Genomic DNA, 15,695 nt, shown 5'->3' on the forward strand with positions numbered 1-15,695 from the left:
AAACCCTAGGCGGCGCTCAGCGGTAGCTGTCCAGCCTTTGCGCAACCTTCTCGAAGACCACTCGCTCGTGTTCCTTCGGTGCGTACAGCACCAGCTCGTCGAAGCCGATCCCGGCGTACCGCTCGACCAGCCGCGCGAAGCCGTCCTCGGACCCCCACGGATCGAGTTCGCCGTACCCGAGCAGCAGCCGACGGATCTTCCGCCCGTCCAACGCCGCATCCAGGGCCTTCGACCGCTCGACCGACTTCGCGTAGAACTCCTCCTCGGAGGCCGCACCCGGGAACGTGACCCACCCGTCGCCGTGCGCCGCAACCACGGCGAGGGCCTTCGGGGCGTTCGCCGCGATGATCAGCGGCAGCCGCTCCTGCACAGTGCCCGGCGTCATCGCCGCCAGCGAGTACGGGTAGTACCAGCCGTCGTGGTCAGTCACGTCGCCCGACAACAGCCGCTCCACGATCGCCACGAACTCGGCCAGCCGCTCGGTCCGCTCGCTCGCCGTCCAGACCGGCTCGCCGGCCATGCCGTGGTCGGTCGGCCAGACACCGGAGCCGATCCCGAGGTCGAACCGGCCGCCCGAGACGTGGTCGAGCGTGGTCGCGGCCTTCGCCAGGACGGTCGGGTGCCGGAAGACCAGGTTCGCGATCAGGATGCCGACGCGGATCCGGGTGGTGGTCGCCGCCCAGCCCGCGATAATCGTCGGCCCATCATGCACCGGTACTGCCGGGTCACGCGGATTCCGCAGGTTGTCGCCGGTCCACAGTCCGTCGAACCCGGCGTCCTCGGCGACCCCCGCCCAGTACGACGCGTCGTCCCACCCGGCCGGATTGATCTTCAGCCCAAATCGCATCCCACCAGCGTGGCACGTCCCGGGCCGCCGGCCGGAAATCGTGCCCTAGTGGTCTACCCGAGGTGCTTTACCGGCTGCCCTCGGTCGGGGACAGTGATCCGGTGACCGCAACTGCGCCTGTCGCCGTGATCGGCCCGCCGGAACCGGCCGCCGCGTTCACGGCCGCTCTAGACCAAGCGGGCCTCGTGTCCGTCCGGTACGACGACCTGCCGCTGGACCTCTCGCCGTACGCCGCCGTGATCGTGGTGGCCGGTGGCTACCCGGAGCCCGAGCACCTCGACGTGACCGGTTTGACGGACTACGTGCGTGCGGGCGGGTCGGCGTACGTCGAGTTCGCGCTGGACGACACCGGCTTCCTGCCGGCGGGTGACGTCCGGACCGCGCATATCGAGCGCATCTTCACGACCGCCGCGCTGCCAGGGCTGGAGCCGCTGCACATCCTCGACGAGCACGCCTCGCGGGCCCAGCAAGTAGTTGCCCCCAGCAACGCTGTTGAGCTGTGCAGCTACGGTTGCGTGGCCGGTACCCACGTCGCGGTCTTCGGTCCGTCGGACACCACGTTCCCGGCGCTGCTCGACATCCCGGTCGGCGACGGCCGGCTGCTCTACGCGACGACCGCGCTCAGCCACCACATCCAGGGCCGCTACAAGCCGGTACGGCGCTGGCGCCGCCTGCTGCAGGTGATTGTCGGGCAACTGACCGGGGTGCAGCTGGCCGAGGACATCGAGGTGTTCACCGAGCCCCGGGTCTGGGTCGCGACCGGTGAGCCGGTGAAGCTCGTGGTTCGTTCCAGCACCAAGCCGGCGGCGGACCTCGAGCTGGTCGAGATGAAGCCTGGCCGGTTCGAATCCGATCCGCAGTACCTTGCCGATGGCGAGCACACCTTCGCGGTCGGCGATCAGACGGTGACGGTCGCGGTTGGGCCGCGCGCGGAGCGGTACCGCCGGATGGTCGACCGGGCGATCGCCTGGTACGACAAGGCCGGCATGTTCTACGACGCGCCCGACGGCTCGAAGGGCGTCGCCGAAGGTTTCTCCAACGAGGTCGAGACCGATGGCACGCTCCCGTTCCGGCCGGTGCCGCGCGGTGACTGTTTCACCCAGACCGCACACGCGTTCCGGATGTACGCCGACCTCGCGGACTTCCCGCGCGGCCGGACGATCGCCGACAACCTGATGCGGCTGGTCGCCGAAGAGGAACAACTCACCGACCGGAACCAGTTGTTCGGATCCTTCGAGCCCCGCGGCGCGCGCCGGGACCTGACCGGCACGAGCAACCTGTTCGCCGACGACAACGGCTGGATCTCGCTGTTCGCGCTGATCTCGGGCCACGTCGAGGTGGGTCTGCGCGGGGTCGAGGCGCTGATCCGGACGGCGAGTGACGAGCTCGGCCTCCAGGTCGATCCGTGGCGGACACCGTCCACCCTGTTGGTGAAAGGCTGGGACGAGATCGCCCGGTCGCCGATCGTCGACGGCCTCGACCTCACCTCGCACTGGCAGAGCTCCGCGCAGTGCGCCTATCTCTATGCGTACGGCCTGACCGGCGATCAGCGGTACCTCGACATCGCCACCCGCGGACTGGACCACATGGCCGCTCACCACCCACGCGCGCGGCTGGAGACCAGCCGGACCTGCGAGGCGAGCCGGTTTCTGCTGCCGCTCGTCGGCGCCTACCACTACACGGGCAAGCCGCTCTACCTCGAGACGCTGCACTCGCTGGCGGAGTATCTGACGAGCCGGCAGGGACCGGACGGCGGATTCGCCGAGTGGGACGGGAAGTGCCCGCCGAGCAACGAGGCACACGGCGTCGACGAGGCATCGATCTTCCAGTCGAACGGCGACTCGGTCACCGACCAGTTGTACGGAACGCCGTTCGCGGCCTGGGCGCTTCCGCTGGCCTACCAGGTGACCGGCGAGCCGGTGTTCCAGGAGCTGGCGCACGGCGTCCTCGACTACCTGAGCCGGATCCAGATCGACGACCCGGACGACGAACAGCTCGACGGGACCTGGCAGCGGGCGTTCGACTTCGACTCCTGGGAGTACTACGGATCGAATGCGGACCTCGGCTGGGGACCGTACTGCGTCGAGACCGGCTGGTCGGTCGCACCGACGATCATCGGCGCCATGCTCTACCTGACCGGCGACGGGTTCTTTCCGCCTGCCCCTGAAACCGGTACAGCTGACGCCGATGCCGGTCTGTCCGGCCTGCCTGCGTCGATTCGGGCGGAATTCGACGCGATCCAGGCCGGGCAGCCGGCATCGGTCACCTTCGCCCGCCGCGATGACGGCCGGGTGATCCGGACCCAGGACGGCGTACAGGCGGTGCTCGGTGAGCTGGTCGCGGCGGGCGAGCCGGTCTGGACCCGCAACCAACCGGTTGGTTGCTACGAGATCTACGTCCGTGGCGCCGACGGGCACCTGCACCACACCTACCTGGACGACCGCGTCGGCCAGGGCAGTTGGCAGCAGATCGGCGAGCTCACCCTCGCGGACGATCCTGTCATCGCGTTCAACCCCGGCGCCAACGCGATCGAGGTCTACGTTCTGGGCGAGGACCGGCACATCCACCACTGCTCGATGATCGACGTCCGCGGTGGCCACACTCCATGGGAACCCGTCGGCACCCTGCACTTCACCGGCTCCCCCGCAGTCCTGTACGACGAAGAGATCGGCTCGGTCCGCCTCGTCGCCAACGACACGGCCGGCCAGGACCGGCGGACCCGCAAGGTCAACCGCTGGCACCTGCCCTGGCAGGACTACTCGCACTGGATCACCGCATGAAGGTCGATGTCGCCATCGACGGCGGTCAGTCCGCCCTCCGCCTCCGCGTCCTCCCCACCAACCGAACCGCCACCGCCCCCGGCTACACCCACGGCCCCAACGCCGCCGACCAAATGCTCAAAGCCATCCACCAAGCCGCCACCGAAGCCGGCCTGAAGGCTCCCGTGGGGGTGGTGGCGCTTGGGTTGACCGGGTATCCGCCGGCGGCTGGGGCGGCTGAGGCGTTTGCTCGGCGGGTGTGTGAGCTGCTGGGGGCTGATGAGGTTCGGTTGACGCAGGACATGGTGACTGCTCACGCGGGGGCTCTGGCGGACGGGTACGGCGTGGTGGTTGCTGCTGGCACCGGGTTGGTCTGCCTGGCGGTGGATCGGGACGGGAGTTGGCACAAGCTCGACGGGCACGGGTATCTGTTCGGCGACGCCGGGAGTGCGTTCGCGATCGGGCGGGCGGGACTGGCCGCCGTACAGCGTGCTCGGGACGGTCGTGGTCCGGTGACCAAGTTGGCCGATACCACGTTCGACCCTGTCACGCTCTATCGCTCACCGACCCTGGTCGACGACGTGGCCCGGTTCGCACCCGACGTACTGCGGTGCGCGGCCGAAGGCGATGTCGTTGCCAACGGCATCTTGAGCGGTGCGGCCGCGGATATCGCCGAGACGATCGATGCCGCCGTGGCGAAACTCGCAGGGACCAGCCCCGTCCCGGTGGCGTGTGTCGGTGGCCTGTTCGCGGGAGCCGGCGAGCAACTGCTCGCCCCGGTCCGCGCAAGGCTGTCCGCACGCGCACACCTGACTCCAGCGGCCGGCTCAGCACTGGACGGCGCCGAACGTCTGGCAACCGCCGAGCTCGGCCCGTACACCGCCCTGACAGTCATCCAGAGGCCACGTTGAATAAAGATGGAATGAGAGTCCTTGCCCCAGGCACCTTGGTGGTGTCCTGCCAGTCCGGCCCCGGCAATCCCCTGCACGCCCCGGAGACGATGGCGCTGATGGCCCGCGCGGCCGAGGCCGGCGGTGCGGGAGCGATCCGCGCGAACGGCGCCGCCGACGTCGCCGCGATCCGTGCTGTCACCGACCTCCCGATCATCGGCATCAACAAACTCGGCGACCCGGCCGGAGTGTTCATCACCCCGACCTTCGAGTCCGCGATCGACATCGTCCGGGCCGGCGCCGACCTGATCGCCCTCGACGGCACGCTGCGACCGCGCCCGGACGGACAGCGATTGGATCAGCAGATCGCCCGGATCCACGCGGAGCTCGGCGTACCGGTTCTGGCCGATGTGGACAGCCTGGAAGCCGGAATCGCGGCTCGTGAGGCCGGTGCCGACCTGGTCGCGTCGACCCTGTCCGGCTATACCAATGGCCACACTCCGAGCGGACCAGACGTCGAGCTGGTCCGGCAGCTGGTGGCCAAGCTGAACTGCCCGGTCGTTGCCGAGGGCAGGGTTCGCACTCCGGACGACGTCCGCGCTGTCTGCGATGCGGGCGCGTACGCCGTCGTGGTCGGCTACGCGATCACGAATCCGATGGACATCACCGCCCGTCTGGTCAGCGCGATCCCGTCGTAACGGTAACCGCATAACGCATCGGAGTGGTCTACTCCACCTTGTCGATCCAGGTCGAATCCCCTTCCGCAGTCCGGCCGCGCGGGCGTATCCATGTCCCAACCCATCCCCTGGAGAGGACGCGTCCCATGACCACAGACGGCAAGGTTGACCGCCGTACCCTTCTCCGCGTGGCGCTGGCGGCGCCCGCCGTGGCCGCGCTGGCGTCCTGTGCGAAGCCCGTGGTGGAGAAGTCCGCACCCGCCTCGTCCCTCGGTGCGAAGGTCGACGGCAGCAAGCCGCTCGAGTTCTTCAACTTCGACGGCGGGTACGGCAAGAAGTGGACGGAGATGCCGCTCGACCTGTACCGCAAGGAGTTTCCGCAGGCGGCCGTGAAGCTGACCAGCGGCCAGCAGCTCCAGCAGCAGCTGCAGCCCCGCTTCATCCAGGGCAACCCGCCGGACCTGATCGAGAACGTCGGTCTGGACGGCGCGGCGCTGGCCGGGAAGAAGCAGCTCACCGACATCGGCGCGCTGCTCGAGATGGACGCCTACGACCAGCCCGGTGTCAAGGTCAAGGACACCCTGCTCCCCGGCGTCGCCGAGGCCGGCCGGTACGACGGTGTGAAGTACGAGATGCCGTACGTGGTCGGCGTCGGCGGGATCTGGTACAGCCAGCCGCTGTTGGACGAGCACGGCTGGACGTACCCGAAGCACTGGGACGAGATGCTGACGCTCTGTGCCGAGATCAAGAAGGCCGGCATCGCACCGTGGACGTACCAGGGTAAGTTCCCCGGGTACCTGACCAGCCCGATGCTGATGACGGCCTTCAAGGCGGCCGGGCCGGAGCTCAAGCAGAAGATCGACAACCTCGAGCCGAACGCGTGGCGTGACCCCGCGCTGATCCAGGCGGCCGAGGGCTACCAGGAGCTGGCCGGTAAGGGCTACCTGCTGGAGGGCTCGCAGGCGTTGTCGCACACCCAGTCCCAGACCTACTGGGCGCAGCGCAAGGCTGTGTTCATCCCGTGTGGCGGCTGGCTGGAGAACGAGCTCGGCGCCATCGCGCCGAAGGACCTCGGCATGGCGATGGCTCCGGTACCCGGCTGGTCCGCGGCCGACAAGGCGCCGTTCGAAACGGTGACCGGCGGTCCGGGTGGCGCGCTGATCGTGCCGGCCCAGGCCAAGAACCCGCAGGGCGGGATCGAACTGCTCCGGATCATGGTCTCGAAGAAGTGCATGCAGAACTTCGCCCAGCTGACGAACTCGCCGGTCGTGGTCAAGGGTGGCACCGACGGCGTCAAGCTCACCTCGGCCGCCGCCTCGATGCAGAAGGCGATCGCCGCGGCCGGGACGAACATGTTCACCGACTGGCAGTTCCGGATCTGGTACAAGAAGCTGCTGGACAATTCGGACAAGGCGATGGCCGCGCTGATGAACCGCGAGGTGACGCCGGACGAGTGGAGCAAGCAGATGCAGAAGTACGCCGACGAGACGGCGAAGGATCCGTCGATCAAGAAGTTTCACGCCTGACATGCACCACGGTAAGTACCGCTTCGTCATCGGCCTGCTGCTGATCCCGCTCGGCCTGTACGCCGTCTTCGTGATCTCGCCGTACCTGCAGGCTTTTCCGATCGCGTTCACCGACTGGGAAGGTCTGTCGGCCGCCTACAGTTATATCGGCTTCGGCAACTTCGTCACGCTCTTCCACGACGAGGTGTTCTGGGTGGCGCTGCGGCACAACCTGTTCCTGCTCGTCACTCTGCCCACGGTCATCGTGACGCTGTCGCTGTTCTTCTCGGCGGTGCTGAACTACCGCGGCGGCGTCCCTGGGGCGAAGTTCTACAAGGTCGTGTACTTCTTCCCGAGCGTGCTGTCGATCGCCGTGGTCGGCGTGATGTGGCAGTTCGTCTTCGAACCGCGCACCGGCCTGCTGAACGGCCTGCTCCGGGCGATCGGGCTCGACGGTCTCGCCAAGGCGTGGCTCGGTGACGGCGACACCGCGCTGGGCTCGATCATGGCCGTCGTGGTGTGGGGTGGGGTGGGGTTCTACGTCGTCCTGTTCACGGCCGCGATGGCAGCGATCCCCAAAGAGCTGTACGAGGCGGCGTTGCTGGATGGCGCCGGCCCGTTCCAGGCGTTCTTCCGGCTGACGCTGCCGCTGATCTGGAACACCGTGCAGGTCGCGATCGCGTTCCTGGTGATCGGCGCGCTGGACCAGTTCGCCCTGATCAAGGTGCTGTCGGTCGGGGCGGGCGGTCCGGACGACGCCACCCAGGTGATCTCGCTGTACATGTACACGAACGCGTTCACCTACGGGAAGTTCGGCTACGCGTCGGCGATCGGCGTCACGCTGTTCGCCCTGAACATGATCCTGACCATCCTCACGTTCCGGCTCACCCGCCGCGAGCGCGTCGTCTTCTAGAGGGGTGCGTTCATGGCCACCGTCACGGATCCACCGCGGGTCGACCTGACCCCGCTCGCCGGGGTCGAGGAGCCGTCCGTCCCGCAGAAGGTCGGCGGCCGGCTGCTCGGCGGGCTGACGCAGGGGTTCGCGCTCGTGTGGGGTGCGATGGTGCTCTTCCCGCTGCTGTGGTCGGTGCTGAGCGCGTTCAAGTCCGACCCGGACATCTTCAGGAGCCCGTGGAGCCTGCCGTCGGTCTGGCACTGGGACAACTTCTCCCGGGCCTGGAACGAGTCGCACATCGGCAAGTACTTCCTCAACAGCGTCATCGTCGTGACCGGCGGTGTGGTGCTGTGCCTGCTGCTGTCGGCCGCGATCGCGTACGTGCTGGCGCAGTTCGAGTTCCCGGGCAGCAAGGTCCTGTACTACATCTTCGTCGGCGGCATGGTCTTCCCCGGGTTCATGGCGCTGGTGCCGCTGTTCTTCGTCGTCCAGAACCTGCACCTGATGAACACCTACCTCGGGCTCATCCTCGTCTACGCGACCGGCGGAATGTCGTTCTCGGTGTTCTTCCTGACGGCGTTCTTCAAGACACAGTCCAAGGATCTGGCCGAGGCCGCACTGGTCGACGGTTGCTCACACTGGGGAGTGCTGTTCCGGATCATGCTCCCGCTGGCTCGACCGGGCCTCGTCAGCATCGGCATCTTCCAGTTCCTCGGGATGTGGAACGAGTACCTGTTGCCGCTCGTGCTGAACACCGACGAGGACCGCTACCTGGTCACCCAGGGGCTGGCGAACATCGCCGTCACCCAGGGCTACCACAGCGACTTCTCCGGACTGTTCGCCGGACTCACCATCTCGATCATTCCGGTGCTCGCGGTCTACCTTGCTTTCCATCGGCAGATCAGTGCCGGTATGACCGCAGGAGCCCTGAAGTGAGTGATCTGTTCCTCGCCGCGACGTCCCTGGACGTCACCCCACCACCCGGCCACCGCCTGGACGGCTACGCCGCCCGGACCGGTCCGGCGACCGGTACCGCGGATGCGCTCCGCGCCTCCATCATCTGGCTCAGTACGGCGGATGCCCCCGGCGTGCTGTGGTTGACCCTGGACGCGATCGCGGTCGGCGCGGAGTTGACCGCGGAACTGTCCGCCGCCGCTGCCCGGGCCGCCGGTATCCCGGCAGAGCACGTGGTGGTGTCGGCCTCGCACACTCACTCCGGTCCGACCGGCTGGACGGGCCAGATCCATCCGGTGATTCCGGCCGAGCGTGAGGCCGAGCTGTACGAACCACTCGTCTCGGCGGTCGCGAGCGCCGTACTGGATCGGCAGCCGGTGGTGGCGTCGTGGCGGTCGGTGGAGGTGACCGGGGTCGGGACCAACCGGCACCGAGAGGACGGTCCGCACGACAACACGGCCGGCGTACTGGCTTTGCACTCGCTGTCTGGGTCGCTGCAGGCTGTGCTGCTGGACTTCGCGTGCCATCCGACGACGTACGGGCCGGAGAACCTGCTGTGGTCGGCTGACTGGCCCGGTGCGGCCAGAGCTGCGCTCGGTCCGGCTGTGGTCGGCTATCTGCAGGGTGCGGCCGGTGATGTCAGCCCGCGGTTCACTCGGCAAGGACGTGGTGCTGCCGAGATCACCCGGCTGGGTGGATTGCTCGCAGCGCGGGTCCGCTCCGCGTTGGCCGAGCCAGGGCTTGAGCTGCCCGCGGTCGCCCCGTCCATCCGACGTACGACGCTCCGACTGCCGGTGCGGGCGCTACCGTCCGCCGAGGAAGCCGCAGCGATCGTCAGCGCAGCGGAGCGGGCCATCCACACCGGAGTGGAAGACCCATCGGCCCGGATCGCCCAGACCCGCCTGGACGGCGCTCGTGGCCAGGCGCTGATGGCTGCGGCCGACCTGCCGACCGAGCTCGACCTACCGGTCAGCGTGGTGACCTTGGGCGACGTCTGCTGGGTGAACCTGCCGGTCGAGCTGTTCGCCCTGCACGGCGCCGCTCTGCAGCAGAAGAGCAGCTATCCGATCACTCGGGTGGTCGGCTACACCGACGGCTACTTCGGCTACGTCGTTGACCCGGCCGCGGCCGAAGCAGGTGCGTACGAGGCACTCATCACCTACTTCGACCAGCCGACGACCAGTCAACTGCTGACCGAGACCGCGGCCTTCGTCAACGGTTAGAAGATGGCGATCGGGTTGACCGGGCTGCCCGACGTACCGGCGTAGCGGACCGGCGCCACGGCGAGCTGGAAGTCCCACTGGCCGAGCTCGGCAGCTGTCGTCGCGCACTCTTCCAAGTCGCAGTTGTCGAGCATCCACAGGCCCATCGCGACCAGGCTCACGGCGTGCACCGGCATCAGCACGCCGTCGTATCCCGATGGCTGCACGTCCTGAGGGGTGTCGGCACCGATCAGTGCGACCTCCCGCTCCCGCAGCCAGGGCAGACAGGCCGCGTGCCAGCCGGCTTGGGTTATCCCGCCAGCGTCACCAGACTCGTGCCGGGAGCGCCCGTAGCCGGTCCGCAGCAGCACCGCGTCGCCGGAGCGGACCTGCACGCCCTGGCGACGCTCCGCCTCCTCGAGATCTGCGGGGAACACGCCCTCACCGGGCTCCAACCACGGCTTGTCGCGGACAGCCGCAACGTCCAGCAGGACGCCCCGCGTGACGATCCCGGCCGCCGCCGCGGTGACCGCGGCCCAGGCCGATCCGGTCTCGGCGTCGACCAACTCGTGCGACCGGCCGTTGTACATCTTGCCGTCCCAGAAGATGTGGCACGGCGAGTCCAGGTGGGTGATCGTGTTGCCGTGGAACATGATGCCGAGCCGCTCGTTCGAGAAGCCCCAGTGCCGGTCGTTGTGGAACAGCTGCGGCATGTGCTCGGCACCCGGCATCTCGGCGGCGCACGGGCACGACGTCGTCGACCGCTCCATCTCACCCGGTACGGCGACCTCCCAGCCGCACGAGACGCTCCGGCCGTGGCGCACGGCGCGCGCGGCCGCCAGCCGGACCTCGTCGGTGATGTGGTTCAGCGTGCCGCGCTGGTCGTCGTCGCCCCAGCGTCCCCAGTTCGAGAGTGTGTCGAAGTAGCCGAGCACCTCGTCCTGCGTGGGCATCATCTGAGCATCGCCTCCAGTTACAGGGCCAGCTCCGGCTGGAGCTTCTTGGCCGGCCACACACGCTGCTTACGAGCTGCCAGGGTAGACGCGGCCAGTGCCACTGCGAACCAGGCGGCCAGGGCGAGCAGGTCCTTGCCGAGCGATGCGGTGGAGCCGCCGTACATGAGGTGGCGGACGCCGTCGATCGCGTAGCTCATCGGCAGTGCGTGGTGGAAGAAGTACAGCGGTGCGGGGATGGTCTGCCACGGGAACGTGCCACCCGCGCTGACCAGCTGGATCACCATCATGACCAGACCCAGGAACTTGCCGATGGCACCGAACCACGAGGCCAGCGCGTGCAGGATCGCCACGAAGGTGACCGAGGTCAGGATCAGGAAGCCGACGGTCAGCCACGGGTGTGCGGCATGGATGCCGAGGCCGAGTGTCACCGCCGTGAAGACCAGCGCGGCCTGGATCGCGCCGAACAGCGCCGGCGGCAACCAGCCACCAAGAGCCACCCGGAACGGCGACTGCAGCCCGGCCAGGGCCCGCGGGGAGAGCGGACGCACCAGCAGGAAGAGCACGTAGGCACCGATCCAGCAGGCCAGGCAGAGGAAGAACGGGGCCAGACCGGCGCCGTAGCTCTCGGCCTTCGCCTGGGAGATGTTCTCCAGGCCGACCGGCGCACCCAGGGTCTCAGCAACGGCCTTGCGCTGCGCTGCGGTCGGGTTCGGGATCTCCTTGACGCCCTTGGCCAGTCCGGTGTTCAGCTGGGTGGCGCCGTCCTTCAGCTTGATCACTCCGGTGGCCAGGCTGTTCACGCCGGTCAGAAGCTGACCCTGCCCGGTCACTGCCTGCTTCTCACCGGCCGCTAGTTGCTGCGCACCGGTCTGCAGGGTGGTCAGGCCGGAGCTGAGCTGGCCGGCTCCGGTGTCGAGCTGCTTGGCGCCGCTGGCCGCTGCACTGATGCCGTTCGTCAGAGCCGGCGTTGCCTTGGCCAGCGCGGCTGCGCCGTTGGACACCTGCCGAGCGCCACCGGCCAGCTGGTTGAGCTGACCGGACGTCGCCTGGATCTTGGTGTTCGCCCGGACGACGGGGCCGCGCAGCTTGGCGGTCTCCGTGAGGACCAGTTTGATCTGGTGCGGGCTCAAGCCCTGAGCCTTCAGACGGGCCGCAAGGGTTTGGTCGAAGGTATTGAGGTCCTTGACCAGAGTGCTCGACGCAGTGGCGACCTGACGGCCCACACCGGCGATCTTCTCGTTGCCGTCCGCCACCTGGTCGGCGCCGTTCGCCAGAGCCTTGGTCTGCTGCGGGAGACTCGCTGTCTTGCTCTTCAGTGTGCCCAGGCCGTCGCTCAGCTGGTCAGCACCGGTGGCCAGCTTCGCGGCGCCCTGCTGCGCCGTCCCGGCACCACCGGCCAGCTTGGTTGCACCGGCGGACAGCTGCTGCTGCGCAGTGTTGAGCTGACCCGCACCGGACTGCAGCTTGCCGACACCGGTCGACGCACTCGTCAGACCGTCCTGCAACTGAGCCGCGCCGGTGGCCGCCTGGCTGATCTGACCGTGGATGGTGTTGTACCCGGCCAGCAACTTGCTCGCCGCCGTCTCGCTCACCTGGGACGCCACAGTCTTGGTGACCTGGGCAACGACCTGGTTGGCGATGGTGTGGGCGATGTAGTTGTTGGCGTCGTTGGTGAGCAGCTCCAGGTTCGCCTGGCGCGGCGTGAACTCCGCACTGGACGCCAGGTCGCCGGAGAAGGACTTGGGCAGCACCAGAGCGAACTCGTACTTGCCGTCCGACACGCCCTTGGTCGCCTCGGCCCGGTCGACCCGGTGCCAGCCGAAGCTCTTCGACTTGACCAGCTCGTCGGCCACCTGCGGCCCGACGTTCAGCTTCTCGCCGGTCGCCAGCGTCGTCCCCTCGTCCTCCACCACGACTGCGGTGGGGATCTGGCCGAGCCGGCTGTACGGATCGTGGTTCGCGTAGAGATACAGGCCGCCGTACAGGACAGGCACCATCAGCAGGGCAATCACTGCCAGCTTGGGCAGCCGGCCCGCGGTCAGCCGCCGCAGCTCGCTCAAGGCCATGCGGAGCGCGGTCACGCCTTCATCTCCTCAACTTGATCAGCGGGTACGTCGAGCAGCCGGGCGGAGGTATCCGCGCACGTGATCAGGACTGCGTAGCCCCGGTCGGCCAGATCGCGGCCGACGGCGTACCACTCGTGCGGATCGCCGCCATGGCGGTCGGGCATGGTCAGAATGACGACCTTGACCTCCGGCCGGGCCACGGTCAGCTCGGCGAGCAGTCTGGTGCGTGCGGCGACCGGGAGATGCTCGAAGCGCTTGTCGGCGTGCTCAGCGGCGCCGTGCTCGTTCAGCCACGCCAGCACGGCCTTGCGGCCGGCTTTGTGACCAGCCATGGCCAGCTCCTCGCCGACCACCGTCTGAACGGGCAGTGCGTCGTCCGGCTCGGTGATCCCGGGTGCGTCCACCACAGCGACCTTGCGACGCAGCACAGCGGGATCTGCGGCGCCCTGGAGGGTCACCTGGCCGGCGTCCGGCTTGAGCCGCCCGGAGAGAGCCAGTGCCGCGGCGATGTGGCCGGCACCGGGGTAGCCGGTGAGCAGGACGACCTGCTTCTCGTCGACCTTCACCGATGTGTTGGTCAGCATCGGCGCGTGCGGACCGTGCACGGTGACCCCGTTGGCTTCCAGCTGCATGACGCGCCCCAGTTCAAAGAATGACCAGTTCGATACGGTTGTGTATTCAATACAGAACTGTATCCTACTCCTATGGAAACACCCAAGCGCAGTCGTACCGCCACTCGGGCCCGCTTACTGGAAGGCGCGCTCGAAGTCTTCGCCGAGCGCGGCTTCGCGGGAGCGTCGGTGGAGGACATCTGCGAGCAGGCCGGGTTCACCCGGGGTGCCTTCTACTCGAACTTCGGTTCCAAGGACGAGCTGGTCCTGACGTTGTTCCAGGCAACGACCGACCGGTTGCTCGAGCAGATCGAGGCACTGCTGCCCGATCTGGCGAATCAGCCCGGCACGCTGCTGGACGCCGTCCTGGGCCTGTTGGACGACGCGATCGGGGATCAGCGGCAGTGGCATCTGATCTCGACCGAGTTCACGCTGCATGCGTTGCGCAATCCGGATGCGGCGCGGGCGTTGATCGAGCAGCGCGCGATGTTCCGTGCCAGCCTGACCCAGCTGGTCGAGAAGATCTCCACGACCAGCGGTGTGACCTTCAGCGTGCCGCCGGAGCAGTTCGTCCGGCTGATCATCGCGCTGCATGAAGGTGCGCGTTCGCAGAGCCTGCTCGAGCCTGCCAGCGTGCCCGCCGGATCGCTCGAGCACGCCTTCCTGCCGATCGTCCTCGATGCGGTCAGTCGACCTTCACGCTGATCGTGTGCAGGCCGGTCGAGCCATCCGGTGCCGGTGGCGCGGAGGCCTCGACCTGCGGAGTGCCCTGCGCGTCCAGCGCGCGGACCTGCAGGATGTGCGTGCCACGCGGCGCGTCCCAGGTCCAGTGCCACTGCCGCCAGGTGTCGATCGACGCGTCCGCGGCCAGTGTCGTTTGTTGCCAAGGGCCACCATCGACACGGACCTCGACCTTGGACACTCCGACGTGCTGGTCCCACGCCACCCCGGCCACGGTCGTCGGTCCCACGGTCACCTTCTTGCCCAGCGGTACGTCGATCCGCGACGACAGCTTGATCGGTCCGAGCTCGGACCAGCCGCGCGGCGTCCAGTACGCCTCGAACTGATCGAACCGCGTCACCTCGATATCGACCAGCCACTTCGTCGCGGACACGTACCCGTACAGACCCGGTACGACGATCCGCACCGGGAAGCCGTGTTCCACCGGCAGCGGCTCACCGTTCATCGCGAACGCCAGCATGGCTTGGCGATTGTCGAGCAGCGTGCTCAGCGGCGTACCAGCGGTGAAACCGTCCTTCGACGTCGACTGGATCGCGTCCGCGTCCTTCGACGGGCCGGCCTCTTCGAGCAGGTCCTTGAGCAGTACGCCCGTCCACAGCGCGTTCCCGATCAGGTCGCCGCCGACCTCGTTGCTGACGCAGGTCAGCGTGACCCACTTGTGCAGCACCTTCCGCTTCAGTAGGTCGTCGAAGCTCAGGTTGAGCTCGTTGGCGACCATGCCGTGGATGCGAAGCTTCCAGTCCGACGGCATGATCTGCGGGACCGCGAGCGCGGTGTCGATCCGGTAGAAGTCCTCGTTCGGTGTCGCCCAGGGAACACCGCCCTCGACCTGGACGCCGGCTGGTGGGGCGAGCGACGGCGGCATCGGAATGGACAGCCCATTGCGGGCGTCGGCGACCGCGGCGCGGTTGCCACCGATCACGCGTCCGAGCGCACCGATCGCGGCCGAACCGATCGCGACACCGGCGGACAACTGGAGGAAGCCCCGGCGGCTGACACCGTCATCGGGGTAGCGGAAGAGTGGTTCGAGGCGTGAGCTGTAGAGCCTGAGGACTCCGAGCGCTGTCAGACCGGCGACGGCGGACGGGACGAACCCGGTCTGCCCGGAGTCCGCTCGGGTCATCGCAGCGGCCACGGCCACCCCGCCCAGTACGACGACGATCAGCGCGCCGGCCCAGTACCGGCGTACCGCGAGAATCCCGCCCACTGCGGCCAGCGCCAGCAGGACGATCAGGATGCCGGCGCGGAGCGCGGTCTTGTCGTTCGTGCCGAACCACGAGATCGCGAGCTCTTTGAGCCACGGCGGCACGCGGTCGATGAAGGCCGAGCCGATCGCGACCACGGGCGTCTGGGAGGTGCCGAGGAGACCGGCGGCCACACTGCCGGCCGCGAGGCCCGCGAGGGCGGCCAGGACACCGCCGACCGCGCCACGCCAGCGCGTCGCGCGGCGGCCGTCCGGTGGGGGTTCGATCTGGTGCTCGCGCTCGGCCAGCTGTTGATTCACATCTCAACCTTGACGCGGAGGGGCGCCCGACACCAGTCGAGCGCCCCATCCGTTAGTTCCGGGTAATACGTTGAAGTTGTATTTGCTG

Annotated in this window: 13 protein-coding genes; 8 read left to right on the forward strand and 5 right to left on the reverse strand. The window is 68.1% G+C overall.

Going from position 1 to position 15,695, the window contains the following annotated elements:
• Positions 1-16: 16 nt before the first annotated feature.
• Positions 17-847, reverse strand: a complete 831-nt coding sequence (locus OG474_RS17050) for an LLM class flavin-dependent oxidoreductase (protein WP_405063280.1) — start codon at positions 845-847, stop codon at positions 17-19.
• Positions 848-948: 101 nt separating this feature from the next.
• Between OG474_RS17050 and OG474_RS17055 the strand changes: the two genes are divergently transcribed.
• The 7 genes from OG474_RS17055 to OG474_RS17085 all read left to right on the forward strand — a co-directional run bounded on the left by OG474_RS17055 (position 949) and on the right by OG474_RS17085 (position 9,750).
• A complete protein-coding gene (locus OG474_RS17055) occupies positions 949-3,627 on the forward strand; it encodes a hypothetical protein (protein WP_405063281.1) in 2,679 nt (892 codons plus the stop codon).
• A complete protein-coding gene (locus OG474_RS17060) occupies positions 3,624-4,517 on the forward strand; it encodes an N-acetylglucosamine kinase (protein WP_405063282.1) in 894 nt (297 codons plus the stop codon). Before OG474_RS17055 ends, OG474_RS17060 begins: the two co-directional genes overlap by 4 nt.
• A gap of 11 nt (positions 4,518-4,528) precedes the next feature.
• Positions 4,529-5,194 (forward strand): N-acetylmannosamine-6-phosphate 2-epimerase, encoded by a 666-nt coding sequence (locus OG474_RS17065; protein ID WP_405063284.1) that lies wholly within the window; start codon positions 4,529-4,531, stop codon positions 5,192-5,194.
• 125 nt (positions 5,195-5,319) lie between these two features.
• The gene (gene ngcE / locus OG474_RS17070) at positions 5,320-6,699 is read left to right on the forward strand and encodes an N-acetylglucosamine/diacetylchitobiose ABC transporter substrate-binding protein (RefSeq protein ID WP_405063285.1); all 1,380 of its coding nucleotides are present in this window, start codon (positions 5,320-5,322) and stop codon (positions 6,697-6,699) included.
• A gap of 1 nt (position 6,700) precedes the next feature.
• Positions 6,701-7,591, forward strand: a complete 891-nt coding sequence (locus OG474_RS17075) for a carbohydrate ABC transporter permease (RefSeq protein ID WP_405063286.1) — start codon at positions 6,701-6,703, stop codon at positions 7,589-7,591.
• A 12-nt stretch (positions 7,592-7,603) separates the two neighbouring features.
• A complete protein-coding gene (locus tag OG474_RS17080; protein WP_405063287.1) occupies positions 7,604-8,509 on the forward strand; it encodes a carbohydrate ABC transporter permease in 906 nt (301 codons plus the stop codon).
• Complete coding sequence (locus OG474_RS17085; protein WP_405063288.1) at positions 8,506-9,750, forward strand: hypothetical protein; 1,245 nt, start codon at positions 8,506-8,508, stop codon at positions 9,748-9,750. Before OG474_RS17080 ends, OG474_RS17085 begins: the two co-directional genes overlap by 4 nt.
• On the opposite strand, the gene OG474_RS17090 is transcribed toward OG474_RS17085, so the two are convergent.
• Genes OG474_RS17090 through OG474_RS17100 form a run of 3 tightly spaced genes read right to left on the reverse strand, consistent with a single transcriptional unit; the run spans position 9,747 to position 13,383 of the window.
• Positions 9,747-10,682 (reverse strand): cyclase family protein, encoded by a 936-nt coding sequence (locus OG474_RS17090; protein ID WP_405063289.1) that lies wholly within the window; start codon positions 10,680-10,682, stop codon positions 9,747-9,749. The genes OG474_RS17085 and OG474_RS17090 overlap by 4 nt on opposite strands.
• Positions 10,683-10,702: 20 nt before the next feature.
• Positions 10,703-12,766 carry a YhgE/Pip family protein gene (locus OG474_RS17095; protein ID WP_405063290.1) on the reverse strand — a complete coding sequence of 688 codons (2,064 nt, stop codon included), beginning with the start codon at positions 12,764-12,766 and terminating at the stop codon, positions 10,703-10,705.
• A complete protein-coding gene (locus OG474_RS17100; protein ID WP_405063291.1) occupies positions 12,763-13,383 on the reverse strand; it encodes a hypothetical protein in 621 nt (206 codons plus the stop codon). Before OG474_RS17100 ends, OG474_RS17095 begins: the two co-directional genes overlap by 4 nt.
• A 72-nt stretch (positions 13,384-13,455) precedes the next feature.
• On the opposite strand from OG474_RS17100, the gene OG474_RS17105 reads away from it, so the two are divergent.
• On the forward strand, positions 13,456-14,067 hold the full coding sequence (locus OG474_RS17105; protein WP_405063292.1) for a TetR/AcrR family transcriptional regulator: 612 nt from the start codon (positions 13,456-13,458) through the stop codon (positions 14,065-14,067).
• Here the strand turns inward: OG474_RS17105 and OG474_RS17110 are convergent.
• Positions 14,048-15,607 carry a molybdopterin-dependent oxidoreductase gene (locus tag OG474_RS17110; protein ID WP_405063293.1) on the reverse strand — a complete coding sequence of 520 codons (1,560 nt, stop codon included), beginning with the start codon at positions 15,605-15,607 and terminating at the stop codon, positions 14,048-14,050. The genes OG474_RS17105 and OG474_RS17110 overlap by 20 nt on opposite strands.
• Positions 15,608-15,695: the final 88 nt, after the last annotated feature.

This window comes from Kribbella sp. NBC_01505 (genome assembly GCF_045040285.1).
Lineage (GTDB): Bacteria > Actinomycetota > Actinomycetes > Propionibacteriales > Kribbellaceae > Kribbella.